Origin of the sequence: Loigolactobacillus coryniformis subsp. coryniformis KCTC 3167 = DSM 20001, from assembly GCF_002706425.1 — a bacterium.
GTDB lineage: Bacteria > Bacillota > Bacilli > Lactobacillales > Lactobacillaceae > Loigolactobacillus > Loigolactobacillus coryniformis.
Genome location: NZ_CP017713.1, coordinates 1,224,393 through 1,251,356, shown reverse-complemented (window position 1 = coordinate 1,251,356; position 26,964 = coordinate 1,224,393). Strand labels below are relative to the sequence as shown.

Here is a 26,964-nt window from a genome sequence, read left to right as displayed (position 1 = left end):
TCCTATTTATAATAACTGTAATGCTGCTCGATCTTGCGTTGCGCCAGTGTCAAAATGGCCGTCAATAATAAGTAACCGATACCCACTAAAACTAGCGGCAGCAGAGTTACATCTCGCGCTGTTGCGACATTACCAGCACGCAACAAATCGCCTAAGCCGATGACGTAAACCAAGGATGAATCCTTAACTAAATTAATGACCTCATTCCCAATCGACGGTAAAACAATTTTCATGACTTGCGGTAAGATAATTTTTTGAACGGTTTGCCAATAAGTTAAGCGCAATACCTTAGCACTTTCATACTGACCATGATCGATCGATTGTAAGCCACCACGGAAAATTTCTGCAAAATAAGCCCCGTAATTGATGATAAAAGCGAATAACGCCGCATCATAACGTTGGAACACGATTCCGACAATTGGTAATCCATAAAAAACAAAAATCAATTGTAATAATAGCGGCGTCCCACGCATGATCCAGACATAAATTCCAAGAATATTACGAATCAGCTTAAACTTTGAGGCGCGTCCCAGTCCAACAATAATCCCCAGCGGAATCGAACCGATCAACGTGAAGAAAAATAATGATAATGTCATTTTGATACCATCAAATAAAGACGGCATAATCTGCCATGCATAATGCCATTGTGTTGCTAAGATATTCATGCCAACATCTCCTTTTAAAAATTAGCCAATAAAAAAGTCCCCGAAAACAAATCGTTTTCGAGGACGCAGCGCGTGGTTCCACCTCAATTCGTGCTAACCTTACGATCAACACCTCAAGTAGTTCATTCGCCAAATAAAAAAGCCTCTTGAAGTTATTAAATAACTTCAAGAGGACGATTGATTTCGTGATTCCACCTCTAATTTGTATCACTTTCACAAGCAATACCTCAGGTAGTTCAATGAACTACAGCAGTAACGGGCTTTCCCGTGTACACCTAATTTGTTCAGCGTACAATACTCGCAGATGTGTTTCAATACACTCAATTGTTTCTTCACACCATCCAGAAACTCTCTGATAATTTAAGTCCATTTACTCTTCTGTTCAACGTTATTTATTATGAGAATAAGATTAGCACATTTTAACTTTACTGTCAAACGCACTCATAATTTAAAATTAGTCCCGATTTAATACAGTACTTAGTTGCGATTACCGAAAAGACGTTTCCAGAAACCAACCTTCTCTTCCTTGATCGACATTAACGGTACCGTTTCACCCAAAATACGCCGCGCAATATTACGGTAACCTTGACTAGCTGGATTCTTAGGATCCAGCACAATGGGATCGCCATGATTAGATGACATAATCACACCATCATCATCTAACACAATACCTAATAATGCGATCGATAAATGGCGCGTGATCTCGTCAATATCCATCACGTCCCCTTCATTCATCATATGCTGACGAATGCGATTGATGATCAAACGTGGTTCTTGGGCCATTTCAGCTTGTTCCAATAAGCCAACTACTCGATCAGCATCACGAACAGCCGAAATCTCCGGTGTAGTGACCACAATCGCACAATCTGCACCAGCAATTGCATTCTGGAAACCTTGTTCGATTCCTGCAGGACAATCCAAAATAACGAAGTCATAGTCTTCCTTCAATTCATCGACAATTGCTTTAACTTCGTCAGGCATTAAAGCATCCTTATCCGTATTCTGTGCTGCAGGTAATAAGTATAAGTTATCCTCAAAACGCTTGTCTTTGACTAAAGCCTGATGTAATTTAGCTCGACCTTGCGCGACATCAACAATATCATAAATAATGCGATTTTCTAGACCTAAAACCACATCTAAATTACGCAAGCCAATATCTAGATCCATCAAACAAACTTTTTTATTTTGTAAAGCCAATGCAGTCCCTAAATTGGCACTAGTGGTCGTCTTACCAACGCCGCCTTTACCGGATGTTACTACGATTGCCGTTCCCATGAGTTATGCCTCCCCAATCTTGTTATATAACTTTGGACGAATCGCTTTAAGTTCATCCAGGTTGCCATAATCAAGCATGTGTAAATCATTAATATATGTAACTGAGCGTGGTGTAAATGTTTGGTCACTATCGGCCAAAATATCAACGTTATCGGCGATCCGTACCTGAATTGCCTGGCTAAGATCACCAACCACAATTGCTTCTTCGCGATCAGGAAAACCAGCTTGAACCACACCTTCGATTTTACCAACCACGTAAACACTGCCGGTTGCACGTAAAATACCGCCACGATGGACCGCGCCAATAAACAAGACATCACCATCGATCTGAATTTCTTGCCCACTGCGAATAACCAAACGGCTTATGTGAATACTATCTTGCTCTTTCCAAGCCTTCGCTGCCGCTTTCGTCATGACGCCGGACTCAATTTTTTCGACCCGAAATTGCGGGTATTGTTCGATCAGTTCTTGAATTTGTTGCTTCTCACGATCGGTCAGTAAACGATTCTCAGTATTAATTTTAAAGCCAACGATTTGCTCATCATCTTGACCCGAGCGCTCACGACTTAACTTAGCAAATAGCTCACCAAGCTCGCCAATAATTGCTGTAAAAGCGCCGTTTTGTTTTAAGGTTAGTTGATAGCCGCCTTGATGTCCCTTTAAAACCACATTATGCATGATTGCCACTCCCTAGTTGACACGATTATTTAAATTTTAGCATACTTATTAGGCCTGTGTCTCGTTACTATTTGGCACGACCCATTATTATAAATAAGTTCCCCTTGTAAAACCTTATTAGTACGTCGAATCTAATCTTACGATCAACTGACGTAACGGGAAATACAGAAAAATAAACAAAACTAAATTTAGTGCCAAGGTCGGTCCTAAGATATTGGGAATGAAATCATTCAATGACATCGTCGTCTGACCCATAAACGTATTCATGCCATACACAAAACTTTCCAAGACCGTCAAATCAATTAAATAAATCGCGCCGATCACCAGCGGTGCTGGCGTAAAGAATTGTGCGATCCACCGAGTTAGAAAAATAACCATCGGAAATAAAAACATGTACACACCTAAAACACCAGTGTAAAAACTATCATAAAACAGACCAAGAACTAATGCGACCCAAATCAAATGTGGAAAATCCGGCGCAAAGAAATAGACTAAGATCAACCCTAAAACCACAAGTCGAATAATCATCGTATCTGGAAACCGGTGCAAGGTGCTACCAAATATATAGCTGAATGACCCATCCAGCAGCAACAAGCATGTCAAAAAGACACTGATCCAAATTTTTTCGCGTAAACGCATCTAATCACCTACCAGTTGTCGTTCAATTACCGTCACAACAGAGAAATTATCTAAATCAACAGCTGGTTTGATCAATACAGATAAAGCCAAGCCATAATCATCATGCTTAACTTTAGCCACTTTGCCAATATACAAACCACGTGGCGTCAATCCACCTAAACCAGAAGTTTGCACCGTGTCCCCAACTTTAATTTTAGCATCCGAATTAAGTTGGCCCATTTTAATTTGACTAGTTGCTTGATTATAGCCAGTAATAATCCCATTAGCCGTCCCGTCGTCAGTAATAATCTCAGCCGCGAAACGATTAGCGGATTGATTGTCAGTAGTGAGTAATTCAACTTTTGAGTTAGTCCCATTAACTTCAACCACACGACCAACTAGACCTGAACCAGCCATAACTGGCATATTTTTCTTAACTCCAGCTAAACTGCCTTTATTAATAACAAGATTATTCTGCCAATTAGCCGGAGAACGTGTCAAAACTGCTGCATTAAGCTGCGAATAGTCCGTTAACGTTTTATCAAGTTTTAATTGCTTTTTCAGTTCTTTATTTTCACTTTGTAACGTATTCGCTCGGGTTCTAGTCTGCGCTAGATCATCCAATTGTGCCTTGAGTTTTCCGTTTTCTTCATACGTATTGATCAAGTTGGAAACAGCAGCAAAACTACCTTTAATACTATTAGCCGGTAAAGCTACAACGTGATCGACAACGCCAACAACATCATTACCGAAACGCTGGACTAATGGTGGTGTCTTCTCACTATTACGTACACTGACCGAAAATGCCATCAAGCCCATACTGATGATAATAACGATCATAACAATGATTAGTTTTCGATTTGAGAAAAATTTCTGCATAGGGCGACCTCCAACAATTTGCCTAGCAAGCAATAAGTCTTGAGCTGACAATATTAATCGCTGAAAATGGCGAGTATTCGACCAATCTTCAGCGACTAATGTAGGCTTTTACTAACCTTTTTATCTTAACGTTTTTTCATAATATCGATGTTTTTTAGCGATTCACCAGTGCCAATAGCCACACAATCCAACGGTGCTTGGGCAACAAAAACCGGTACTTTAGTTGCATCAGCAATGACCTCAGGCAAGTTTTTTAGCATTGCTCCACCACCAGTTAACACAATACCGTGATCAATTACATCGGCAGCAATTTCTGGCGAAGTTTCTTCCAGTGTTTCTTTGATTGCTGTGATGATCTCGCTAACAACTTCTTGTAGCGCTTTAGCAATGTCAACAGCTTCAATATCGACGGTTTTAGGTAAGCCAGAGATCAAGTCACGACCCCGCACAGTCATTCCTTCAATTTCAGCAGCTTTTTCTAATGACGCTGAACCAATCTGCATCTTAACATCTTCTGCAGTACGTTCCCCAATCAATAAATTAAAATGTTGCCGAATATAATAGATCACTGCTTCGTCAAATTTGTCACCAGCCATCCGAATCGAACGACTGGACACAATGCCACCTAAGGAAATCGTCGCAACATCAGTGGTTCCGCCACCAATATCAACAACCATGCTACCGGTAGGATCCATCACTGGCAAACCAGCACCAATTGCTGCCGCAAATGGTTCTTCGATCACATAAGCGTCACGGGCACCAGCCACACGTGTTGCATCAATAACGGCACGCTTTTCAACTTCAGTCACGCCGCTTGGAACACAAACCATGACGTATGGCTTACCCGCACCACGCCCCTGTGATTTTTCCATAAAGTATTTCATCATTGCTGCTGTCGTATCATAATCCGCGATAACACCATCTTTCATCGGCCGAATAGCAACAATGCTACCTGGCGTCCGTCCAATCATATCGCGTGCTTCGGTACCAACAGCAACCACTTCACCAGTCTTCGTATTTTTGGCAACAACGGAAGGCTCACGCAGCACGATTCCTTTACCATCAATATAAACCAATGTATTGGCTGTTCCGAGGTCAATTCCAATATTCTTTGTGCCTAATCCGAACACAGCGTCTCTCTCCTTCAAATTCAGCGATATTTACTGACTATTCGCTGACCATTACTGGCTGCGCCTAATCATTAAATGCTTTAGCATCTCCGTTTGCAGATAAAGGAATTATAACACACTTATTTCCGATACAAAATGCTTTAACATCTACTAATCTATCATACCGAATAATCAGTGGAATGATAAGGGCTTTTACAAACTTAACCCTTTTTTAGTAACTATTGCGCTTACATTAGCTAGATCAAATAAACTTAATTTTAGATTCAATTTTTAAATAAAAAACAAACAAAAAACAACATCGCGAATACGATGTTGTCTGCTTTTAATAATTGACTATGCTTTATTAACGTTAACAGCTTGTGGGCCGCGATCGCTTTCTTCAATGTCAAATGTTACAGCTTGGCCTTCTTCAAGAGTTTTAAAACCTTCGCCTTGGATAGCTGAAAAATGAACGAATACATCGCTACCATTTTCGCGTGAGATAAAACCGAAGCCTTTTTCAGGGTTGAACCATTTAACTGTACCTTGTTCCATGAATAAAAATCCTCCTCGTGCCTTTTTGACACAATTTTTTGTAATTCTGATTGGTACGATGGGGAAAGTTTATCTATGAAACTTTGATCCACTACCTAACAAAAATACAAGTTAATCTTACCATGATACCGGTTTAATAACAAGCCAGAACCCTCATAAATCACCACGTTCTTTTAGGCTACTATATTGCTGTTGACCAACGATTAAGTGATCTAAGCATTCGATGCCCATAAGCTCCCCACAACTCGCAACACGCTGAGTAAATTTCAGATCATAATTCGAGGGTTCGGTTAGGCCACTAGGATGGTTGTGCACCAAAATAAAACGAGCCGCCGCCAACTGCAGCCCATACGCAAAAATTTCCCGTGGATGCGCTATCGAAGCATTTAACGTACCCCGGAATAATTCTTGCTCCTTAATAATCTGATTCTTAGTGTCCAAATAAACCACAATTAAATGCTCCTGACGACAGCCAGCAAACCGTTTGATCATCATTTCGCCGACCTGCTGACTGGAAGCAATGGTACCAAAACGCAACTGAGCAGCTAACTGACAGCGACGACCTAGCTCTAAAGCGGCTTGTAATTCAATCGCTTTAGTTTGTCCAATACCAGTGATCTGCTGCAGTTCACTGATTTTTGCGTGCGCCAAAGTCGCTAATTGCGGATAAGTCTGCAAAACTTGGGCGGCTACCGTCATGACTGGCAATTGTTTTGTTCCCGTCCGTAATAAAATTGCTAATAATTGTTGATCAGTCAAACTCGCCGCCCCAGCATAAACTAACTGCTCCCGTGGTTGCAATGGTTCCTTATGTGTCTCGAGCCTTAACATTTAATTACCCCTTGCTGATTTAAGATTAAACGTTTCTTTTAACGCCTATTCTTAAACTACGCAAAATCTCAGTGATTATTTCTGATAAAATCACGAACCGCCAACAGATCAGGTACGATCGTCAATGCTTGGGCCTGCATTTGAACAGTTGGCTTGATCAAATCGGGTACGATAATACAAGGAATTCCCGCCGCCTGAGCAGCTAAAAGCCCATTCAGCGAATCCTCAAGCACTAAGGTTTCTGCCGCGGGCGTCCCCAAAGCTGCCCGTGCTGCTGCAAACAAGTCTGGCGCCGGCTTACCTTTAGCGACATCATCCATTGAAATGATCGTTGGAAAATGACTAGCCGTTTGCGTGGCCGTCAAAAAATCACTGATTTTAGTTTTAAAATTACTCGAAGCAATTGCCTTACTGATTTGTTGTTGCTCTAGATAAGCAATCAATTCATCCAAACCTGGCTTTTTTTCCAATCTTCCTTGATGAATGGCCTGATCGATCGCTTGATAGGTCAGCCGCATAAATTCTTGCACTTGCGCTTCACTACCAAAAGCCTCACGGAAAAAGGCCATTAAGTCTTCATCAGAGGCGCCAATAAAACGCTCATAGTAGTCGTCACTATAATCGAGTTTCATTTGCTTTGCCGCCGCTAAATTGGCCTGATAGTATAACTTTTCGGAATCAAACATCAAGCCATCCATATCAAAAATTACGCCTTGTACCTTCATCGTCAGTCCTCAACTTTCAAAATAGTGGCGCACTTCAGAAACAAAATAAAGTGAACCCGTTAATAATAGCATATCGTCTGCTGATGCTTCTTGCAAGACCGCTTGCAGCGCTTCCTGCCAGTATGTATATAACGGCAGATCTTGCTCACTTGCTTGTTCTAACTCACTAGCTGCAGCCACCCGATCATTACCGTTAAACTGCGTCAAAATGAGATGGACATTAGGTAACCGTTCCAAAATTGCTAACATTTTAGTGGTTTCCTTATCCTTCAGTGCAGCAAAAATAATATAGATCTCTAGTTGGCTGAAATTTGCTTTCAACGTGTCCGCCAAAGCATGCATTGCCGGTTCATTGTGCGCCCCGTCTAAAACGATTAGCGGCTGATCGTTGATCTTCTCTAAGCGTCCGAGCCACTTAGCCTGTGCTAAACCAGCCTTGATTGTTTTGGCATCACTACTTTGCTGCAATTGTTGTAACGCCAAGACAAAGGCAGCAATGGCCACTGCAGCATTATCAATTTGATAATCGCCTAACATCGGTAGCTCGATTCCTTTTACGTGCTGAGCTAAGCCAGTGAAATCAAAAGTCTCGCCCCAAGTCGCCAAGGCTTGATGCCGCGAAGTTTTAAAATCATCGCCTAACCGGTACAGTCGGCTGTGCTTTTGTTCAGCCACAGTACTAACTACCGCCTGCGCTTCTGCCGGCAATCGCCCACTGACCACAGGCTGACCTGGCTTAATTATCCCCGCTTTATGTGCTGCAATCTCGGTCAATGTGTCACCCAACAGTGCCATATGATCGTAACCAATCGTAGTGATCACTGACACCAATGGCGTGATCACGTTAGTCGCATCCGTCAGTCCCCCGATACCGACCTCAATAATCGCCAAATCAATCGGTTGCTGCGCAAAGTAGACAAGCATTAACAAGGTGACAAATTCAAATTCAGTGATCTGATTTTCTGGTTGCGCCGCATCCAATTCGGCCACACGTGGGCCGACCTGGTTGACTAACTGCAACAACGCTTCATCACTGATTGGTTCCCCATCAATGCTGATTCGTTCATTAAAATGCGTCAAAAACGGTGATGTAAATGTTCCTACTGTCATACCCTGCGCATTTGCTAAATAACGGAGATCATTGACCACAGATCCTTTACCATTGGTACCAGCAACATGAATCGCGGTTATCTGTTTTTCCGGATGACCAAAGGCAGCAACTGCCCGTTGCATACGACTTAAACTGCCTTCCTTATGCATTTTAGGCCGACTGTGAATTTTAGTTAAGGCAACTTGATAATTTTCTGCGTACATAATTTCGCCACTTTCACTTTTTTTCCAGTATAACAAAAAAAGAAGCCTGAAATTCAGACTTCTTTTTTTTACCGCCTATAAATTAGCTTTCAATTCAGTAATTCGTTCGTTAGCAGCTGCTAATTTTTGTTCATAGTCAGCGCGTTTAGCTTTTTGTTCAGCGACAACCGCTTCAGGTGCATTTTGCACGAAACGCTCATTACCTAATTTTTTATCAGCCCGCGTAACCTCACTCTGTAATTTAGCTGCTTCCTTTTCCATCCTTTTGATTTCTTCATTCAGATCGATCAACTCAGCTAGTGGTACATAGATCTCGGCGCCCGTAATAATTGCCGACATCGCCAAAGCTGGCGCCGCAACATCCGCCGCAATCGTCAAGGCCTTAGGATGAACAAAGCGCTCGATGTATTCCCGATTGTTCTCAAAGATAGTCTGCGTCGATTGATCCGTTGTTTTGATCATCACATCAATTGGGCTGGATAATGGCGCATTGACCTCCGCCCGAATATTACGAACTGAACGAATCAGATCAATCAAGCTAGACATTTGCGCCACCGCATCAGCATCAGCCAGTTCAGTGTGTTCAACAGGATAGCTAGCCGTCACGATCGAATCCCCGACATGTGGTAATTGTTGCCATAATTCTTCAGTAACAAATGGCATGATCGGATGCATTAATTTCAACGTTTGTTCGAAAACATAAGCTAAAGCCTGTTGTTTGTTTGCAATGGCCGTCTGATCATCGCCGTACAAGACTTCTTTACTCATTTCAATGTACCAATCACAAAGATCGTTCCAGATGAAATTATAAAGCAAGCGGCCCGCTTCACCAAATTCAAAGTCTTCAAATAAGCGCGTCACGTCTTTGACGGTGTCATTTAAACGACTCAAGATCCAGCGATCAGCCAAGTCACGTTGATCCGCAGTTGGCATTGTTGACGTAGTCGTAGAATCTAAATTCATGATCACAAAACGGCTGGCGTTCCAGATCTTGTTAATAAAGTTCCATGCGGCGTCCATTTTGCTATAAGAGAAGCGTACATCTTGCCCTGGAGTTGAACCAGTGCTTAAGAACCAGCGTAAAGCGTCGGCACCATACTTTTCGATAACTTCCATTGGATCAATCCCATTACCCAAGGATTTACTCATCTTGCGGCCCTGTTCATCACGAATCAAACCATGGATCAAAACGTGTTCAAATGGCCGTTTACCAGTAAATTCTAAGCTCTGGAAGATCATCCGGGAAACCCAGAAGAAAATAATATCGTAGCCTGTTACTAAGGTGTTAGTTGGGAAATAGCGCTTGAAGTCAGGCGCATCAGTGTCGGGCCAACCCATCGTTGAAAATGGCCATAAAGCACTACTAAACCACGTATCAAGTACGTCTGAATCTTGTTCCCAATTTTCTGGATCGGCTGGCGCTTCCATACCAACATACGTCTCGCCAGTTTCCTTGTTATACCAAGCTGGGATCCGATGTCCCCACCAAAGCTGCCGTGAGATCACCCAATCATGTACATTATCCATCCATTGCGTGAAGGTGTTTTCAAACCGTTCAGGCACAAAATCAACCCGATCGTCCCCATTTTGGTTCTTCAAAGCCGCTTCAGCTAATGGCTTCATCTTGACGAACCACTGTGTTGATAAGCGCGCTTCAACTTGAACGCCAGTCCGCTCAGAATGGCCCACACTATGCACGATTGGATCTGTGCGTAATAAGTAGCCTTCCTGATCTAAATCAGCCACCATAGCTTTACGGGCATCAAAACGGTCCATACCTTCATATTTGCCGGCATTGGCGTTCATTGATGCATCTTCATTCATTGTATTGATCCGCTTTAAATTATGGCGATTACCAACTTGGAAATCATTAGGATCATGGGCTGGGGTAATTTTAACCATCCCCGTTCCAAACTCCTTATCAACGTACGGATCGGCAATGATTGGTAAATGCCGCCCTTGTAATGGTAAGACAACTTCACGACCAACCAGATCTTTATAACGTTCGTCATCTGGGTTGACCGCAACAGCCACATCCCCAAACATCGTTTCTGGCCGGGTGGTTGCAATTTCAATGTAGTTCTTACCATCAAACGTATAATCAGGATCAACAAACGGGTATTTAACATGATAAAAAGCGCCTTGATCATCCTGATGAATGACTTCGATATCAGATAAAGCCGTCCGCGCTTGCGGATCCCAGTTGATGATATATTCACCGCGATAGATCAAGCCTTTTTTGTATAGTTCAACAAAGACTTTACGGACAGCCTTGGACAAACCTTCATCCAAAGTGAAGCGTTCACGTGAATAGTCGACTGAGATACCTAACTTAGCCCATTGCTGATGAATGATATCACCATATTCATGGACCCAATCCCATACTTCGTCAACAAATTTTTCACGGCCTAAATCATAGCGCGTAATACCCTTTTCGCGTAAGTGACCTTCAACTTTGGCCTGAGTGGCGATACCAGCATGGTCCATCCCTGGTAACCACAAAACGTCATACCCTTGCATCCGTTTTTGACGGATCAACATATCCTGTAACGTGGTATCCCAAGCATGGCCTAAATGTAGCTTACCAGTTACATTAGGCGGTGGGATCACGATTGAATACGGTTTTGCTTCCGGATCGCCACTTGGTTTGAATAAATCTTTTTTGAGCCATTCTTCATACCGCCCAGGTTCAACCTGATGCGGATCGTACTTAGTTGACATCTGTTTTTTGTCAGCCATTGACGTCACCCCTCTAAAATTAATATCGTTCACTGCAAATAAAAAAGCACCCGTCCTAAATCAATAGGACGAATGCTGTTATTCGCGGTACCACCTAAATTGCGCATACTGCGCCACTTAATTGATCATAACGGCTATCTACCGGCTACTCCTACTCGAGTGGTTAAAAAAGCAATTTTTCCAACCACTTCTAGATCAAATTAGCGATAAAAACTAACTTAAACAACCTAGATTTCAAAGTAACAGCTCCCAAGTTACCTTCATTGTGTATCGCGTAAAGCTTGCAGCAATTCACTTTTTCTCTATGCCGCGATTCCACAACTACTCGCTTGTTCAATGCTTTGAAACTACTGTAGCAAAAAATCGGCAGTAGTGCAATGCTAAATTAAAGCAGACTGGCGATTTCAGTCTGATCTTGAGACAAAAATTCTTCGTCAGCTTTAATTTCAGTCATTTTAATACCAGCTAACGCTTCAGCCATCAAGCCCTCAACATCAATGAACTTTTCATAGGCCCGCGTCTTTTCCAAGTTAGGCCGTGTCTTTGGTGCTGGTGGCGCAAAAATCGTACAGCAATCTTCAAACGGCATGATCGATAAATTAAACGTATCGATTTCTTCGGCAATTTTGATGATCTCGTTTTTATCCATTGAAACAACTGGCCGCAAAATTGGTGTTGTGGTCACATCATTGATTGCGACCATACTTTCCATTGTCTGTGAGGCGACTTGACCTAAGGCTTCCCCATTAAAAATAGCTAACCCTCGCTGTTGTTCACGAATTTTATCAGTCAAACGTAACATTAAACGCCGCTGTACAGTCATCAAATAGCCTTCAGGCACTTTATTTTTGATTTCTTCTTGAATATGCGTAAATGGCACTTCAATAAACTGAATGCTACCAGCATACGGTGCTAATTTTGAAGTCAATTCCTTGGCCTTGGCTAGCGCTTTGGCACTCGTATATGGCGGGCTAAAAAAGTGCACCATTTGAATCGCTACACCACGCTTCATGGCTAAATAACCAGCCACTGGCGAATCGATTCCACCAGATAACATCAACATACCCCGACCGGCAGTCCCAACTGGCAACCCACCAGCACCTTGAATCGTCCGGCTAGATAAATAAATACCATCCAAACGAACTTCAACTCGCAATGTGATTTCTGGCTTATGCACACGCACCGTAATTCCTGGAACATTGTCCAAAATTACGCCACCAAGCTCGGCGTTCATTTCGTTGGTGTCTAATTCAAAGTTATGATCTGAACGACGCGTATTGACCTTAAATGTGTCACCAGGCTGATATTGTTCCTTAATCATAGCGATTGCGGTTGCCCGGACCTGATCCATATCACGTTCTACTCGGATCGATGGTGAAAAGTTTTGAATGCCAAAAACTTGGCCTAAACGTTTCATCACTGCGGCACTGTCTTCACCATGCAAAACAACGTGTAACCGATCACGGCGAGCATGAATTTCTAACGCTGGAAAACGATGTAGCGCCTTGCGTGTATTACTGTATAAACGATCGATAAAGCTGCGCCGGTTTTTACCTTTAGTTGATAATTCACCGTAGCGCACCATAATTTCTGTATATTCCATTAAATTCTCCTATTTCACGATTAAAGTCGACTATTCCTCATGGCAAAATTTATGCCACGAAAAATCTGTTCCTTGTACGATTATGAGTTGATCAATTCAAAACGCGCATAAATCTGATCAAAAGCTTTGATGAAAGCCTCTGCTTCAGCCAAAGTATTATTTTCATCTAAAGAAACCCGAACAGCACTCGTTGCAATCTCATCAGGAACGTGCATAGCTGCTAACGTACCCGAAATCGTTCCTTTTTTAGAGGAACAAGCACTGGTGGTTGAGATATAAATATCATGCTCCTCAAAAGCATGGACGATGGTTTCACCACGAACACCTTGAATGCCAAAGCAAAGAATGTGCGGTGCGAAATCAGCAGTATTTTCCGAGAAAATTGTGACCTTAGGCTGTTGCGCCACGTGCTGATAAATTTTAGTTTTGATTGCCTGCTGTTGTTGTACCTTGGCTGACTCATCAGTTAACAATAAACGTAATGCCTTAGCCATCCCCGCGATTGCCGGTAGATTTTCTGTACCACTACGCCAATTGTTTTCTTGACCACCACCAGTCATCAAAGGCGCTAACTGGCGCCCACGCTTCGCATAGATAAAGCCCGTTCCCCGGGGACCATGGAATTTATGCGCTGAGAAGGTTAAAAAGTCGATCCGTGGTAATCTCAGTAATGGTAATAGTCCCTTACCGATCGATTGTACCGCATCAACATGGAAATGCACTCGTGGATAATCAGCCAAAATATCGGCAACTTCTTTAAGTGGTTGAACACTACCAATTTCATTATTGACTGCCATGATCGAAACTAGGATCGTATCTGATCGCAAGGCTGCTTTTAAGTCAGCGGGATCAATAAACCCACGCTTATCAACGGGTAAATAAGTCACCTCGTAGCCTAACTGTTCCAATTGGGCTAATGAATTTTTAACTGCCGGATGTTCAATCTCTGTGCTGATCAAATGTTTACCAAATTGGCGTTTTGCGATTGCGGTTCCTTTAACGACCCAATTGTCGCCTTCGGTACCACCACTGGTGAAATAAATTTCATCAGGTTCGGCTTGGATCAACTGAGCGATTTGTTGTCGCGACTGTTGTAATAAATTATCGGCTTTATCGCCTAACGCATGCAAACTAGACGGATTACCAAAAAAATCCTGACTGACTGCTTGGTAAGACTGCAGAACTTCTGGTGCCGCCGCAGTTGTCGCGCTATTATCAAAATAAATCATGCAAACATTCTTCCTTTTTCGTTATTCCACGCCTGACGATTTTACTCACAGCGTATTGTTGACTAACTCTTACGATCAATAACAAAATTCCCAACTATTATAACAAACTCATCTTAAAAGACAATACTAACTTTTAATAAGCAATCAAAAAGGCACCACCGCTCAACGCAGAACGGACAGCACCTTTTATAACGACTATCAAACCTTTAACTCCTGATCCTTCGTTTTATAGAAGCTTTCTTCAACTTTTTTATAACTACCTGGTTCGACTTGCTCTAAAACAGTGGCAATGGTTTCAGCCGCTTGTTTGTAATCATATTCGCTATTAAATAAACGCAGCGCTTCATCACTAGCTTGCGCCACATCGGCATGACTATGCCGATATCGATTGGCGTATTGCAGTAACTGCTCAGTCAATAGTGCACTGTCGATCAAAGCGTTGGTTTCTTCTTTCAGCTTGTTTAGGTCTTCTTGGGTAGTGATCAGCTCCTTGGTGATCACATCTAGATCGATCTTAACTTGATTTAATTCCTGATCAAGTTTAGTGATCTCATCAGCGACAATAAAGAAGAAATCTAAATAATGCCGTGGCAGCCCAGGAAGATTAAGTTTTTCAACCTGACGTTTAACATTACGGATCTCAAACTCAAATGATTGCAACGAACGTTGGGCTTCTTCTTCACCACGCCGCAATCCTTGAACACTATCGTTGATTGCTTTTTGTTTCTTTTCGATCTCAGTCAAAGCTGCAAAGGCGGTGCTATAATTTTCCGCAACCATTGAATAGACTGCCGTCTGACCAGCTACTTCCTGCATATCATTCTCAAACGTTGTCCGAATTTCGTCTAATTGATGTTTTAACTCTTGTGCTTGACTTATTTCATTATTATTTAGACTGTAACTTTGATTTAAATGATCCAGTTCATCTTGTAATTCACGATTTTGTTTCTGGGCGTGATTGATAAAAGCTTGTAATTCATCATGGCGCGATTCAACTTCTTCATGTGCCTTGATTTCAGCTTCCATTACATCATACAAGTGATCGATCCGCCGTGCAATATCTTGGTCGGTTGCCTCGATCGCCGTTAAATCTAATTTCTTAAGTGATTTTCTAGTAGTATTAATATGTTGATCTAGATCAGTTAATTCAGCTGGAATGTCAATATCATAGAATTGATACGCCTCATCGGCCAGACGCCGATAACCTTGACGTAATTCTTCTAATTGTTCCGGAAATTCATTATTTAATTCTTTGAAACGGGGCGGGATCCGTTTCATCAAATCATTCAACTCAGTGATATCTTTGTCCAATTGGCCTAAAATTGCTTTACCTTCGACATGATCACCAGATTTAGTAAACCGATTATACTTATCAAAGGATGTTTCTAAATAACTTAATTTTTCTTCTAAGCCGTCAGCAGCGGCTCCATACGAAAAGCTCTTGGTCAATAACTGTTTACGTAACTTCTGATAAAGTTCACGTAATTCTTTGGCCTTCGTTTGATTTGCCGTTGCATCAGCTTGAATCTGACCAAAACCAGCCATGATCTCATCCAGAGCTTGTTGAACGGTAGTCAATTGCTGCTTCAGCTCTTTGATCGTCTTTGCTGCTGCAAAGAAACGATAACGATTATTGGTCGTTTCCGCTAATAATAATTTACGCTCTAAATCAGCAAAGCAATTTTTCTGAATCTCTTGTAAACGTTCCTGCCACTTAGCGTATTCTTCTTGACTTTGTCCCGCTAAGCCCTGCTGCCGTGCAGCACTCATCGTTTTTTTGAACGGTAATTTAGTCAGCTTCTGTTCTCGATCTTGCAGTGCATCGATCTGCTTAGAATTACGTCGCTGGTAAAAAATCACCCCGACATATAGCACTAATGCTAAAATAATAATACCGATCAAAATTAACTCCATCAATAAAACCCCCGTCACGTTTCACAATTTACCTTGCATTTATTTGTAAAGGTCGTTAAAATCTACTCTAAATTATATCATAGTGACCGCGGTGCATCACTAACGAATCGCAAAAACAGCATCTAATTTATTTTGGAGGTCCAAATAGAATGACTAAACACTCACTTTTGGCGCAACAAGTTGATGCGCTACTATATAACGAACCAAATTTAATGGCTAATCTGGCTAACGCTGCCGCATTATTAAATGACAGCTTAACTGATGTCAATTGGGTCGGCTTTTATCTTTATAATAAAAGTAAGAACGAACTCGACTTGGGTCCTTTTCAAGGTAAGGTGGCATGTATGCACATTGCTAATGGTAAGGGCGTTGTTGGCACTGCTTTTGCCACCCAAAAAACGCAAGTCGTGGCTGATGTTCATCAATTTGCTGGTCACATTGCCTGCGACTCAGCTACCAATGCCGAAATTGTTGTACCCTTAACTGATGGCGACCGTAAAATTGGTGTTCTCGACATTGATTCATTAAAGTTTGATTGTTTTAACGCTGATGATCAAGCTGCGTTAGAAGAATTTGCTGCTGTCTTGGTCAAGCATCTATAAAAAGTGTGTATTGAAAAAAGGTTTAGCTGTACGCAATAATTTACTTTTTCAACCACGTTTAAAGCCCACACTAGCGATAACAACTGGTGTGGGCTTTTTCCCGGCCTATAAAAACAATAATTGACTTTCCCCCTTAGCTTTGCTACACTGGTCGTTGTGTAAAATAATGCAGCAGTAAGTGGTAAGCACGTCAACAGTTTGTTGCACCAAAGTTCAACAAGTAACCTGCGGCTGCATAAGGCGAAAGTTGCAGAACAAACTGCACGTATACTGAACTTACAATTCGTTATTTTACTCCAAATAAACTTATTGGAGGAATTTTTTTATGTCTCGTTATACAGGCCCACAATGGAAAAAATCTCGCCGTTTAGGTATTTCTTTATCTGGTACAGGTAAAGAATTAGCTCGGCGTCCTTACGCACCTGGCGATCATGGTCCCAACAGCCGCCGCAAATTATCAGAATATGGTGTTCAATTACGTGAAAAGCAAAAGCTACGTTTCATGTATGGTTTAAACGAACGCCAATTCTCTAACTTGTTCCAAAAAGCTGGTAAGATCAAAGAAGGTAAACAAGGTGTTAACTTCATGATCTTATTGGAACAACGCTTAGATAACATGGTTTACCGTTTAGGTTTAGCTACAACTCGTGCCCAAGCACGTCAATTAGTTAACCATGGTCATATCTTAGTAGATGGCAAACGTGTTGATATTCCTTCATACCACGTTGAAGTCGGCCAAGTAATTTCAGTTCGTGAAAAATCTAAAAACTTAGTGATCATCCAAGCTGCTCTTGAAGCAGTTGTTGGCCGTCCTGCTTTCGTAAGCTTCGATGCTGACAAATTAGAAGGTTCATTAACTCGTTTCCCAGAACGTGACGAATTAGAACCAGATATTGATGAAACACTTGTCGTTGAATACTACAACCAATTATTGTAATATCAATGCTAAAAACGCCCGACACATTGTGTCAGGCGTTTTTTTAGTCTGGTTGAATTGCTGCTAATAGTTCACGATAAAGCGGCGCTAGTTCTAAAACCGTTTGCTGGATCTCGTTTTCAATTGCACCATTGGTTGCAAAAATAGGATCTGTTTTAAACCACTCTTTGCCTAACAGCCACTCGCCTTTTTTAACTTCAGTAAAACGCTGCGTTTGTGCAACTAAATTAGCTGTATTTAACGGTTGAATTGGCTTAGCCATATGATTACCCGACAACTGCCAGTCACCAACCGGCAAGTGTTCGATCAAATGCTGTTGGTGGTGTAAAATCGCGGCATATGGCGCTGGTTGCTGAATATTTTCCAACAAGCACAACCAAGTAAACAAACGATCATCCCAAAAGCCGATTTCAAAATGAGGCACCATTTTATATCCACGTTTATATGGTCCTAATGCAAACCAAGTATTTGGTGCCGGATTAATATGGCGACGTAAGTGTTTAGCTACATTAATATAAACCGGCAATTTAACTACCGCCAATTGGGTACTGAGCGTTGCACCAAGCATCTCAAACTTAGGATCAAGCTGCTCACGAATCAACGCCATCCGCCCTGCTACCGTTTGCTCGTTAAAAACTTTAAAATCATTTGCTGTAAAACTGATCATACTCACTCCCCTTTTAAACTTACTGCACTAAATTTGGTTTATTAATTGGATATGCTATCATGATGGTATCAAATAATGATGAAAGGGATGACCCAGCGTGACGGAAAACAATGACCTCGAAAGCCAATTAAAAAGTCGCATGACAGGCACACCCCAGACTAAACCAGATGAGCGTCGTCGTTATCTCGGTTCGCTACGTGAGCGAGTTTTATTGCAAATTCAGGTGGCGCAATTAACCGATCAACGGACATTACCAGCCTTTAAGTCAATCGCGCCAAAATTGGCAGCGACTAAATTATTACTCAATGGCCGCTTAAATTCAGCGCAACTGAAACCTTATTTACAATACGCCACACAACACGATCTCGCTTTTACCATGGTTAATGATGATACCACCAGCACCGCACCGGAGGCGATTGCATTGTTATTAGTTACAACAACAGCGGTCAACCAGGCTAAGGTTGATATTAGTCACTTTTATCAAGCCGAAGAAAAAGAAACGCCGCAGCATTCGTTTTTAGATAATTTATTCCATCGTGATCATTAATGAACGTAGCCACCCGTAACCAAACACGGTGTGGCTACGTTTTTTATTTAGTCAATAATTGATCGAGTAAAGCCGCGGTGACTGGTTGTGTAGTACCAAAATAAGGAGCCTCATGTACGGCTAATTCAGGTCGTGCGGTCACACTTAAAACCGTCGCTAATTCTGGATGGGCTGCATCTACCGGCTGATAAAGATTATCGATCACAATATCGACCCCAGCAACTTGTAACTGTAATGCTTGCGCTGCCGCCACTGCCACTTCTTTGTAACTAGCGTCCATATCTGCAGTTACATCCACCGCATCAGCACCAGTAGCAAAATTCGCAGCCAATCTTAAATTAACCTGATTGCCCCGCGCCGGAATGATCGAACGCTGCAATCCTTGTTGTTGTAAATCAAAATTCGTTTGTCCATCTAATGGTATTGGTCGCAAAGGACGATTTAACCCTCGATTGGCTTGTTTATTTTTACGTACGACTAAAGCAGTCAAAGCTTGCCGACCGTCGCCAACAACATTAGCCGGCATGCATTCTGCCACTGCGCAAACACGTCCAGCAATGACTAGAAAACGATAAACTGTGCCTGGTACATAATTCTCCACCAAAGCACTAGTTCCAGTTGTCAAAGCTCGCTCCAGCGCCGCCTTAAATAGCTCAGCGGTTGGCGCAGTTTGGAAAACAGTAATACCTTGCCCCTTAGTTCCCCACTTAGGCTTGACCACTAATCCCTGTTTTGCAAGATCAGCAAAGTCAGCCATCGCAGTCGCAACCTGTGTATATTCGGCACCGGCTGGCACAATTAAACCTGCTTGGCCCAATAACTTCTTTGTCACTAACTTATTTTGGCTAGCCATAACCGCCGTTTGTGAATTCAAACGCGTACTGGCACCGGGTCCGATCACTTCATGCTCAGCTAGTTGAAATACGCCAGCTTGTTCATCCAGCAAACGCACAGCTAAACCACGCTGATAAGCGTTAGCTAGCAGCAACTGACTATCCGCAGCCAATTGTGTATATCCCGGTAATTGGTAAGGCTGTGCAATCGCTTGTTGCTTGAATATTTGTGCCTGTCGCAAAGCAAATTGCTGCAATGAACCACCGTTAATTTCTTCACTTAAGCGATAGCTAGGCGTTAACCGATAATCAACGACACGAGCCTGCATTGTTTGCAAAGCCTGCTGCAATTCAACTGGTGCCTGAAAGTTCTGAGCAAATTTTCCTAACGACTGCATAAATTCTTGTAATTGCGGCTGTAAGCGCGAGACCCCTAACGGTGACTCTAACGCTACGGTTTCATTTTGGGCCGCTGCTTGCACTAAAACAGTTGGCGCTTGTTCGACGGGCACGCTAGGTGTTACCAGTAGATAGGCTAAAAATAAACGGAAAAAGTTTAATGTGGTTGCACTTAAACCATCAGCTGCATAAGGATCTATGTCTAAGTTACGTAACTCCAAGTAATGAATGCCAGCTGACTCTAATTCAGCTAGCGAATTACCGTGTAACCGGACTGGTGAATAAAATTCGCGTGGTCCTTGCAATTCACCGTTATTGATCAATTGCTGCAAATCAGCAACATAAGCCGTGATGGATTGGAAAGAGACTTCCTGACTAGCGCGATTAACATAACCAAAGCGCCGACTAGCGTGCAAACTGCGAACCAAATGATCTGGCACAGCGGTTGAAAAATTAGCTGCAGCCAACGGACTAGCACCAAATAAATAAGTCAGCACATAACGATACCGCAAATAATTCTGAGTCAGTTTCAAATAAGCCGCATTATGAAAAGCAATATAGTCATCATTAAATTGATTATGATAATGAACTTCAAATAAAAAGCGCATCAAGCGTTCCGATAATGAAAAATTAACGTGCACCGCCGACATCATCTGCATCTGATAGCCATATTTATGCGCAATTTGTTGGCGGTAATGTGACCCAGCTGCAGTGGGCGCCGCTATTTTGATCTCTGCCGCTGATGGCAACTTTGGTGGCATTGACAATGGCCATAAGACCTCATTTTCTGGTAAGGCCCGTAATAATACCGCATCTAGCCCCTGTAATTGCTGAAAAGTTTGCTGACAAGTATCAAAATAATCAGTCGCCACTTCTGCTTGAGCCTGGGCAAAATCATTTTTTACATAAGGATGCGGTTGTGTAAATGGCAATGGTGTTTGACTCAAATCCCCTTGCGTATTTACTCGCTGACCCTCCTTTTCAATCCCATAGTGACCAGCAAACAAAAAAGCTTCGTGCTGATATTTTTTTAATTGGGTGCCAATCTGATCTAACATAATTTCAGCTCACTTTCTCTACAACATAAAGTAACTTTATTATACAAGAAATCTCCGTCACTAACAGCCCATCATTTGAGTCAACTTTGTTTACCGTGCTATAATGTTCTGTTAGCATTTTCAGCAAATCAACAATGATTTAGTTTATTCAACAATTAAGTTCTTAAATGAGCGAAGGAGGTTTTGTGATGCAGCCACTTGCTTACCGCATGCGACCGACTAATATCGATGAAGTTGTTGGTCAGCAACACTTAGTTGGTCCTGGTAAAATCATTCGGCGAATGGTCGACGCCAAAATGTTATCGTCAATGATTTTATATGGCCCGCCTGGCACCGGAAAAACTAGTATTGCCAGCGCTATTGCCGGGTCAACTCATTATGCATTTCGAATGCTCAATGCCGCCACCGACAGTAAAAAGGATCTACAGATCGTCGCTGAAGAAGCCAAAATGAGCGGCACTGTCATCTTGCTACTGGATGAAATTCATCGCTTAGACAAAACTAAACAAGACTTTTTACTGCCACATTTGGAAAATGGCCGGATTATTTTGATCGGTGCAACGACCGAAAATCCTTATATCTCGATCAATCCCGCCATTCGCAGTCGGACACAGATTTTTGAAGTTAAACCGCTGGCAGAAAACGACATTAAAGTCGCGATTGAGCGCGCACTAAAAGATAAAACGCGTGGACTTGGTGAATCACCAGTTCATTTAAATGATACTGCAGAAACTTTTTTGACCCAAGCCACTAATGGTGATCTACGTAGTGCTTTAAATGGTTTAGAACTAGCGGTTAAATCAACTCCCGCAACGGATGGCAAAATCAATATTACGTTACCGATCATTGAAGAATGCGTTCAACGTAAAGCTGTTAGTAACGACAAAAATGGCGATGCACATTATGATGTGATCTCAGCGTTTCAAAAATCGATTCGCGGCAGTGATGTTAATGCCGCTCTTCATTACATGGGCCGACTGATCGAAGCCGGCGATCTACCGAGTATTGCCCGCCGGCTAATGGTTATCGCTTATGAAGACATTGGTCTTGGTAATCCGCAAGCCTGTGCGCGCACGGTTAGCGCCGTACAAGCAGCGGAAAAACTAGGTTTCCCTGAGGCGCGTATTCCTCTGGCTGACGCAGTGATCGACCTAGCACTATCACCAAAATCAAACTCCGGAATCGTTGCGATCGATGCCGCGCTAGAAGACATTCGCGCCGGTAAAGCCGGTGAAGTCCCTGATCAACTACGCGATGCCCACTACAAAGGTGCCGCTAAACTGAATCGTGGCGTTGGCTATAAATTTCCTCACGATTATCCAAACGATTGGGTCAAACAACAATACTTGCCGGATCGTTTAAAGCAAGCAACTTATTATCAGCCCAAAACTAACGGTAAATACGAAAAAGCGTTAGCGGAACAATACCAACGTTTACTAGCTGCCCAACGCCATTAGTTGCGTAATAATTGCACAATCCGAATCCATATGCTAGTATAAGGATAGATTTTCTGAGGTGTGCGCATTTTTCCACAATGTGTTGACCGATCAAGTAATTTAAATACGGGAACGACAATTTTAACTCATCAAAGCCAGCCTTTTCACGAGGACGCTAGCATGGGTAAATAGCCGAACCCACCTGCTAATTTGCGGGTTCAATACAAACGGAATTGCAACGGCACCACCAGATCATCTAGGACGATTCGCAAGAGTCGTCTTTTTTATTATTTTGATTTTAAAGAACCATGTTGCTTGCGACAGCGGAAAGCAAGTTCTGTTTAGCAAATCAGTTCTAGTAATTAATACTGGCTAGACAGTATTTTCAAAACAAGCGACAGTGGCACAGCAGGATTTATTAGCGTACCTGGCCAATAAATAGACTTTAATTGTGGAATAGGAGAACAAGATCATGCGTATCGGGCTACTTATTTTTGCCTTAGTTTTATTTGCAATCAGCTATTATTTACATCGTCAACTTAATGGCCAATTTTTAAATCACCAACCGCAGCAGGAACCACAGCTAAAAAGTTTTTTGACTCGTTACCGTAATTACTTTGCAGTGATCGGTGGTTTAACTTTTGTCAGCACGATCACCAATAATGTGACTTTTTGGTTAGTTTGCCTGCTGATGGGTTGTGTTTTAGCCGCCGTTTTTGCCATAAGTTTCGCAAATCAAATATAATTTAGCCGCTTTCATTTACACATCACCCTAAAATAACGTACAATAAGGATGAGATAAAAATAATTGGGGTGATCATTATGCTACAACAATACAAACATATTTTAGTCGCTATTGATGGTTCTTACGAAGCCGAACTAGCTTTCCGCAAAGCCGTGGAAGTTGCTAAACGGAATAACGGTGAATTATTCTTGATTCACGTTGTCGATACCCGTGCTTTCCAAAATGTTTCTAGCTTCGATTCCGCAATGGTTGAGCAAGTGACTGACACTGCCAAGAAAACGATGGAACAATATGTAGCTACCGCTAAAAAGAATGGTTTAGATAACGTTAATTATGCCATTGAGTACGGTGCACCAAAAGTTATCATCGCCAAGGAAATTCCTAAGGAACACAATATTGACTTGATCATGATCGGTGCAACTGGCTTAAACGCGGTTGAACGTTTATTGATCGGTTCCGTTACCGAATACGTAACGCGGACGGCAATTTGCGATGTGCTTGTTGTACGGACAGACTTGGACAACAAACCAGCCTTGAATCAAGCCGGTAAAAAAGCTAGTATTCAAGCCGAATAAACCATTAAAAGCCAAGAACAGTCAGTTCTTGGCTTTTCCTTTACAATCAATTAGAAGAAGGCGTTTTTAATGGAATCTATTCTGGACTTAGACCAATATCGCTATGCTGGTAAAAAGAAGTTGCAATTAGCCACTTGGCCGACTACTATACCGGCTAAACTAGCTACCAGCGAAATTAAATCAACGATTGATAAAAATATTAAGCAATTGGCTAGCTATCAAGATGAGCTTTACGCCCAAAGCCGTTATGGCGTGTTGATCATTTTTCAAGCTTTAGATGCTGCTGGCAAAGATAGCATGATCCGACATATTTTAAGTGGTGTCAATCCCGAAGGCATCGTAGTCAATAACTTCAAAACACCTTCGAAACAGGATCTGGCTCACGATTTTCTCTGGCGCGTCCATCAAGTCTTTCCGCGCCGCGGTCAGATCGGCGTTTTTAATCGTTCTTATTATGAAGATGTTTTGGTCACTCAAGTCCACCCAGAAATTTTATTGCAAGAAAATTTACCGGGGATCGATCAATTGAGTGACATTCCGACTGATTTTTTCCGCACGCGTTATCAAGATCTACGCCACTTTGAAACTTATGCGAACCATTGCGGCTACATGGTGCTCAAATTCTTTCTTCATATCACCCCAACCGAACAAAAAAAACGCTTCGCCCGCCGCATTGAACTACCCGAAAAAAACTGGAAGTTCTCCGCAGCCGATATTCGCGAAGCGGCTTTTTGGCCTAAATATCAACGGATCTATGCTGATGTATTGCAGCACACTGCATCCAATGATGATCCTTGGTATATTATTCCTTCCGACGATAAGTGGGCTTCACGTTTGATCGTTTCGCAGATCATCAATCAGCAACTAAGCACCCTACCTTTGGCTTACCCGAGCACCAGTCCGCAACGGCGCCAAGAGCTGCAACAAATTCTATGGCAATTAGAAACCAAGTGATTCCTTCACCATCTGTTGTGCTCGATTGATCACCGGATAACGCCAGCAACTAGTTAAATGTAAATTAAGCACGCCTGCAGTGGCAAGTAAAGCATAGCAATTAGTCGGCCCCATAAATTGGAAGCCGACTTTTTTGAGCTGTGCTGCTAAACGAACCGCAGTTTCATCATAACGCGGAATTGCAGTAGCAGTCGTAAAATGCGTTTTGCGCGTGCGTTGCCACAATAAATAGCACAACGATTCATCCTGTTGATGCAAGGCATCTAAAGCAAAAGCGTTATGCTGAATTGCCAATAATTTACGCCGATTACGGATCAATGCTGGATCAGCTAAACGATCCAGCAAGACTTGGGTCTCGGTTTGTCGTAACCATTCCGGCGCTAGATCATGAAAGGTCGCGCAAATTGCGGCCCGTTTGCGCAATAAAACGCTTTGGCTCAAGCCTGACTGCCATACCTGTAATGCCAATAATTTAAATAACTCATCTTCAGCCGTAACTGGTACCGCCCACTCTTGGTCATGAAACACACGTAATTGTTGTTGTGCCCAAGGACAGCGTTGTTGTTCTAACATTATTTTCGTCCTCCTGTAATGGATAAGTTAATTAGAAAGCGTGGCTAATAAAAGTATTGATGCTAGTTCTCGCTGCTGAATGACACTTTTATAGAAACACACTATTAATTAATATACGCAAAAAAGAACTAAAAATTTGCTAATAACAATAATAAGTTGCCATTATAACCGGCCGGTTGGTGGAGCTGTTGCTGTACTTGACTTGTTTGATCCGTGATCACCACAGCGGTATTTAAATGACGAACTGCTTGTAATGCCCAAACTTGATCAACTGTCCAGACATATAACGGTTTACCCTGCTGCCGTGCTTGTGCAACGATCAGTGGATTCAAGGTACGCCAATCAACGCTATAAAAATCAGCGTGAGTTGCAGGCAACCCAGTTTGCGTAAACGGTAAAATATAGCCAACCGGTGTGAACCGCGCCTGCTTTAATAAATTGACCAACGTTAAGCTAGCACTATGAAACTGCGCCGATGCTGGTAATTTAGTTCGGTATTGCTGAACAAACTCACGAGCCATTCGCTGAAAATGATCGGACGCTTTTAATTCGATCAATAACGGCTGCTTTACCTTTTGTGCCGTCTGTAAATAGTCAGCAAAACTGGCATAGTGAGCGTGCTGTCCATTCTCCGTCAACGTCAAATGTTGTAGGTGAGCCAAATTAGTGTGCGCAATATTATTAGCCTGCCCCGTCAAATGCTGAGTATCAGCATCATGACTAACAATAAATTGCTGATCATGAGTAGTCCGCAAATCAATTTCAACTAAACTTGGCTGTGCCGGTACCGTTGAGCGTAAAGCACTGATCGTATTTTGTACCCCCTGACCATTGACACCTCGATGGGCAATAATTTGCGGTTGTGTGGCCGTCTTAGCAAAAAATTGACCACTCATTGGCCAAGCAAGAATTATTACTAATAAAAGTCCAACACTAAACCAACGATAATCTAATGCCAGTTGCTGTTGCCGCAAACGCAATAATAAATCTAGCCACAAAAGATACTTACCATTCAACCAGACTAACCAAAGCAATCGCACACTATAACGACTGAAAGTGCCGCCAATCTGATCACTTCCCCATTGCACGATCAGCAAACTAACTGCCAGCAGCAAAAGTAACCCTAGCCAGCGGAGCATGTGCGGTAAATATTCACTAAAATGATGACGCACACTAAAACCAATGATACCGAGGTAAAGCACCAAAAGTAACGGCAAAATTTGCCAGCGATGATTTAAAAATTGATCGAGTAAACCACTTGGCGGTTGCCAACTATACCGCCAAAAATTAAATGCTAATAAACCAGAAAAAGGCAACCAAAGGCTGCCACGTAGACTATGACCTAATAATTGCCACCAAGTTAAGGCTTGGGCACGCTCTACCCATGCATAACTAGCTATTAATCCCAACAAAAGCCAAATCAATAACAACAGCGGGTTACCCCCGCTGTTATGATAAACCCAGTAACTACTTACATTCAGCAACAGTAATATAATCAACACAA

General features: G+C 42.3%; 25 protein-coding genes, 1 other RNA gene and 2 other annotated features. Of the genes, 8 read left to right on the top strand and 18 right to left on the bottom strand.

Features of this window, described 5'->3' with window-relative positions; all coding sequences use genetic code 11:
* Window positions 1-2 precede the first annotated feature (2 nt).
* From LC20001_RS06200 to ezrA, 14 genes are all read right to left on the bottom strand, one after another.
* Window positions 3-665 (bottom strand): amino acid ABC transporter permease, encoded by a 663-nt coding sequence (locus tag LC20001_RS06200; protein WP_003679601.1) that lies wholly within the window; start codon window positions 663-665, stop codon window positions 3-5.
* A gap of 166 nt (window positions 666-831) precedes the next feature.
* Window positions 832-1,060: a binding site (T-box leader), on the bottom strand.
* Window positions 1,061-1,142: 82 nt separating this feature from the next.
* Window positions 1,143-1,940, bottom strand: coding sequence for a septum site-determining protein MinD (gene minD / locus LC20001_RS06195; RefSeq protein ID WP_010009740.1), 798 nt, complete (start codon window positions 1,938-1,940; stop codon window positions 1,143-1,145).
* A 3-nt stretch (window positions 1,941-1,943) separates the two neighbouring features.
* Window positions 1,944-2,618 carry a septum site-determining protein MinC gene (locus tag LC20001_RS06190; protein ID WP_003679605.1) on the bottom strand — a complete coding sequence of 225 codons (675 nt, stop codon included), beginning with the start codon at window positions 2,616-2,618 and terminating at the stop codon, window positions 1,944-1,946.
* Window positions 2,619-2,735: 117 nt separating this feature from the next.
* On the bottom strand, window positions 2,736-3,257 hold the full coding sequence (gene mreD / locus LC20001_RS06185) for a rod shape-determining protein MreD (protein ID WP_003679607.1): 522 nt from the start codon (window positions 3,255-3,257) through the stop codon (window positions 2,736-2,738).
* Window positions 3,258-4,115 (bottom strand): rod shape-determining protein MreC, encoded by an 858-nt coding sequence (gene mreC, locus LC20001_RS06180; protein ID WP_003679608.1) that lies wholly within the window; start codon window positions 4,113-4,115, stop codon window positions 3,258-3,260.
* Between the two features lie 125 nt (window positions 4,116-4,240).
* Window positions 4,241-5,245, bottom strand: coding sequence for a rod shape-determining protein (locus LC20001_RS06175; protein ID WP_003679610.1), 1,005 nt, complete (start codon window positions 5,243-5,245; stop codon window positions 4,241-4,243).
* 333 nt (window positions 5,246-5,578) lie between these two features.
* Complete coding sequence (locus LC20001_RS06170) at window positions 5,579-5,779, bottom strand: cold-shock protein (protein WP_003679612.1); 201 nt, start codon at window positions 5,777-5,779, stop codon at window positions 5,579-5,581.
* A 153-nt stretch (window positions 5,780-5,932) separates the two neighbouring features.
* On the bottom strand, window positions 5,933-6,610 hold the full coding sequence (gene radC / locus LC20001_RS06165) for a RadC family protein (protein ID WP_003679614.1): 678 nt from the start codon (window positions 6,608-6,610) through the stop codon (window positions 5,933-5,935).
* A 68-nt stretch (window positions 6,611-6,678) separates the two neighbouring features.
* The gene (locus LC20001_RS06160; RefSeq protein WP_003679615.1) at window positions 6,679-7,335 is read right to left on the bottom strand and encodes an HAD family hydrolase; all 657 of its coding nucleotides are present in this window, start codon (window positions 7,333-7,335) and stop codon (window positions 6,679-6,681) included.
* A 9-nt stretch (window positions 7,336-7,344) separates the two neighbouring features.
* Window positions 7,345-8,649, bottom strand: a complete 1,305-nt coding sequence (locus tag LC20001_RS06155; RefSeq protein WP_003679617.1) for a bifunctional folylpolyglutamate synthase/dihydrofolate synthase — start codon at window positions 8,647-8,649, stop codon at window positions 7,345-7,347.
* Between the two features lie 75 nt (window positions 8,650-8,724).
* Window positions 8,725-11,388 carry a valine--tRNA ligase gene (locus LC20001_RS06150; RefSeq protein WP_010009741.1) on the bottom strand — a complete coding sequence of 888 codons (2,664 nt, stop codon included), beginning with the start codon at window positions 11,386-11,388 and terminating at the stop codon, window positions 8,725-8,727.
* A 61-nt stretch (window positions 11,389-11,449) separates the two neighbouring features.
* Window positions 11,450-11,734 (bottom strand) — a binding site (T-box leader).
* Between the two features lie 39 nt (window positions 11,735-11,773).
* On the bottom strand, window positions 11,774-12,991 hold the full coding sequence (gene thiI / locus LC20001_RS06145) for a tRNA uracil 4-sulfurtransferase ThiI (RefSeq protein ID WP_003679620.1): 1,218 nt from the start codon (window positions 12,989-12,991) through the stop codon (window positions 11,774-11,776).
* Window positions 12,992-13,071: 80 nt separating this feature from the next.
* The gene (locus tag LC20001_RS06140) at window positions 13,072-14,220 is read right to left on the bottom strand and encodes a cysteine desulfurase family protein (protein ID WP_003679622.1); all 1,149 of its coding nucleotides are present in this window, start codon (window positions 14,218-14,220) and stop codon (window positions 13,072-13,074) included.
* 198 nt (window positions 14,221-14,418) lie between these two features.
* A complete protein-coding gene (gene ezrA / locus LC20001_RS06135) occupies window positions 14,419-16,134 on the bottom strand; it encodes a septation ring formation regulator EzrA (RefSeq protein ID WP_010009745.1) in 1,716 nt (571 codons plus the stop codon).
* Window positions 16,135-16,283: 149 nt separating this feature from the next.
* Between ezrA and LC20001_RS06130 the strand changes: the two genes are divergently transcribed.
* Window positions 16,284-16,736 carry a GAF domain-containing protein gene (locus LC20001_RS06130; protein WP_010009746.1) on the top strand — a complete coding sequence of 151 codons (453 nt, stop codon included), beginning with the start codon at window positions 16,284-16,286 and terminating at the stop codon, window positions 16,734-16,736.
* 325 nt (window positions 16,737-17,061) lie between these two features.
* Entirely contained in the window at window positions 17,062-17,673 is a 612-nt protein-coding gene (gene rpsD / locus LC20001_RS06125; RefSeq protein WP_003678305.1) for a 30S ribosomal protein S4, read from the top strand.
* A 43-nt stretch (window positions 17,674-17,716) separates the two neighbouring features.
* Here the strand turns inward: rpsD and LC20001_RS06120 are convergent, their stop codons facing one another.
* The gene (locus LC20001_RS06120) at window positions 17,717-18,340 is read right to left on the bottom strand and encodes a DUF1054 family protein (protein WP_010009747.1); all 624 of its coding nucleotides are present in this window, start codon (window positions 18,338-18,340) and stop codon (window positions 17,717-17,719) included.
* A gap of 97 nt (window positions 18,341-18,437) precedes the next feature.
* On the opposite strand from LC20001_RS06120, the gene LC20001_RS06115 reads away from it, so the two are divergent.
* Window positions 18,438-18,887 carry a YueI family protein gene (locus tag LC20001_RS06115; protein WP_010009748.1) on the top strand — a complete coding sequence of 150 codons (450 nt, stop codon included), beginning with the start codon at window positions 18,438-18,440 and terminating at the stop codon, window positions 18,885-18,887.
* A 43-nt stretch (window positions 18,888-18,930) separates the two neighbouring features.
* Here the strand turns inward: LC20001_RS06115 and gshAB are convergent, their stop codons facing one another.
* Window positions 18,931-21,177 (bottom strand): bifunctional glutamate--cysteine ligase GshA/glutathione synthetase GshB, encoded by a 2,247-nt coding sequence (gene gshAB, locus LC20001_RS06110; RefSeq protein ID WP_056943243.1) that lies wholly within the window; start codon window positions 21,175-21,177, stop codon window positions 18,931-18,933.
* 185 nt (window positions 21,178-21,362) lie between these two features.
* Here gshAB and LC20001_RS06105 point away from each other — a divergent pair, with 185 nt between their 5' ends.
* The 5 genes from LC20001_RS06105 to LC20001_RS06085 all read left to right on the top strand — a co-directional run bounded on the left by LC20001_RS06105 (window position 21,363) and on the right by LC20001_RS06085 (window position 24,887).
* The gene (locus LC20001_RS06105; protein WP_029507676.1) at window positions 21,363-22,634 is read left to right on the top strand and encodes a replication-associated recombination protein A; all 1,272 of its coding nucleotides are present in this window, start codon (window positions 21,363-21,365) and stop codon (window positions 22,632-22,634) included.
* Between the two features lie 47 nt (window positions 22,635-22,681).
* Window positions 22,682-22,871, top strand: a non-coding RNA gene (gene ssrS / locus LC20001_RS06100) — 6S RNA.
* A 214-nt stretch (window positions 22,872-23,085) separates the two neighbouring features.
* Window positions 23,086-23,358, top strand: a complete 273-nt coding sequence (locus LC20001_RS06095) for a hypothetical protein (protein WP_010009751.1) — start codon at window positions 23,086-23,088, stop codon at window positions 23,356-23,358.
* A gap of 77 nt (window positions 23,359-23,435) precedes the next feature.
* Window positions 23,436-23,933 (top strand): universal stress protein, encoded by a 498-nt coding sequence (locus LC20001_RS06090; protein ID WP_010009752.1) that lies wholly within the window; start codon window positions 23,436-23,438, stop codon window positions 23,931-23,933.
* Window positions 23,934-24,002: 69 nt separating this feature from the next.
* Window positions 24,003-24,887, top strand: coding sequence for a PPK2 family polyphosphate kinase (locus LC20001_RS06085; protein WP_010009753.1), 885 nt, complete (start codon window positions 24,003-24,005; stop codon window positions 24,885-24,887).
* Here the strand turns inward: LC20001_RS06085 and LC20001_RS06080 are convergent.
* Window positions 24,873-25,460: a DNA-3-methyladenine glycosylase I gene (locus tag LC20001_RS06080; RefSeq protein ID WP_010009754.1), complete on the bottom strand. Its 588-nt coding sequence runs from the start codon at window positions 25,458-25,460 to the stop codon at window positions 24,873-24,875. The genes LC20001_RS06085 and LC20001_RS06080 overlap by 15 nt on opposite strands.
* 128 nt (window positions 25,461-25,588) lie before the next feature.
* Window positions 25,589-26,962 (bottom strand): glycerophosphodiester phosphodiesterase family protein, encoded by a 1,374-nt coding sequence (locus LC20001_RS06075; RefSeq protein WP_010009755.1) that lies wholly within the window; start codon window positions 26,960-26,962, stop codon window positions 25,589-25,591.
* Between the last annotated feature and the right edge of the window lie 2 nt (window positions 26,963-26,964).

Bases quoted from the DNA above. Each gene is read 5' to 3' on its own strand.
- LC20001_RS06190 (WP_003679605.1), bottom strand. From the start codon at position 2,618: ATGCATAATGTGGTTTTAAAGGGACATCAAGGCGGCTATCAACTAACC.
- LC20001_RS06090 (WP_010009752.1), top strand. From the start codon at position 23,436: ATGCTACAACAATACAAACATATTTTAGTCGCTATTGATGGTTCTTAC.
- LC20001_RS06155 (WP_003679617.1), bottom strand. From the start codon at position 8,649: ATGTACGCAGAAAATTATCAAGTTGCCTTAACTAAAATTCACAGTCGG.
- LC20001_RS06170 (WP_003679612.1), bottom strand. From the start codon at position 5,779: ATGGAACAAGGTACAGTTAAATGGTTCAACCCTGAAAAAGGCTTCGGT.
- LC20001_RS06085 (WP_010009753.1), top strand. From the start codon at position 24,003: ATGGAATCTATTCTGGACTTAGACCAATATCGCTATGCTGGTAAAAAG.
- LC20001_RS06140 (WP_003679622.1), bottom strand. From the start codon at position 14,220: ATGATTTATTTTGATAATAGCGCGACAACTGCGGCGGCACCAGAAGTT.
- LC20001_RS06130 (WP_010009746.1), top strand. From the start codon at position 16,284: ATGACTAAACACTCACTTTTGGCGCAACAAGTTGATGCGCTACTATAT.
- mreC (WP_003679608.1), bottom strand. From the start codon at position 4,115: ATGCAGAAATTTTTCTCAAATCGAAAACTAATCATTGTTATGATCGTT.
- LC20001_RS06120 (WP_010009747.1), bottom strand. From the start codon at position 18,340: ATGATCAGTTTTACAGCAAATGATTTTAAAGTTTTTAACGAGCAAACG.
- rpsD (WP_003678305.1), top strand. From the start codon at position 17,062: ATGTCTCGTTATACAGGCCCACAATGGAAAAAATCTCGCCGTTTAGGT.
- gshAB (WP_056943243.1), bottom strand. From the start codon at position 21,177: ATGTTAGATCAGATTGGCACCCAATTAAAAAAATATCAGCACGAAGCT.
- LC20001_RS06200 (WP_003679601.1), bottom strand. From the start codon at position 665: ATGAATATCTTAGCAACACAATGGCATTATGCATGGCAGATTATGCCG.
- mreD (WP_003679607.1), bottom strand. From the start codon at position 3,257: ATGCGTTTACGCGAAAAAATTTGGATCAGTGTCTTTTTGACATGCTTG.
- LC20001_RS06080 (WP_010009754.1), bottom strand. From the start codon at position 25,460: ATGTTAGAACAACAACGCTGTCCTTGGGCACAACAACAATTACGTGTG.
- ezrA (WP_010009745.1), bottom strand. From the start codon at position 16,134: ATGGAGTTAATTTTGATCGGTATTATTATTTTAGCATTAGTGCTATAT.
- radC (WP_003679614.1), bottom strand. From the start codon at position 6,610: ATGTTAAGGCTCGAGACACATAAGGAACCATTGCAACCACGGGAGCAG.
- thiI (WP_003679620.1), bottom strand. From the start codon at position 12,991: ATGGAATATACAGAAATTATGGTGCGCTACGGTGAATTATCAACTAAA.
- LC20001_RS06160 (WP_003679615.1), bottom strand. From the start codon at position 7,335: ATGAAGGTACAAGGCGTAATTTTTGATATGGATGGCTTGATGTTTGAT.
- minD (WP_010009740.1), bottom strand. From the start codon at position 1,940: ATGGGAACGGCAATCGTAGTAACATCCGGTAAAGGCGGCGTTGGTAAG.
- LC20001_RS06095 (WP_010009751.1), top strand. From the start codon at position 23,086: ATGCGTATCGGGCTACTTATTTTTGCCTTAGTTTTATTTGCAATCAGC.
- LC20001_RS06150 (WP_010009741.1), bottom strand. From the start codon at position 11,388: ATGGCTGACAAAAAACAGATGTCAACTAAGTACGATCCGCATCAGGTT.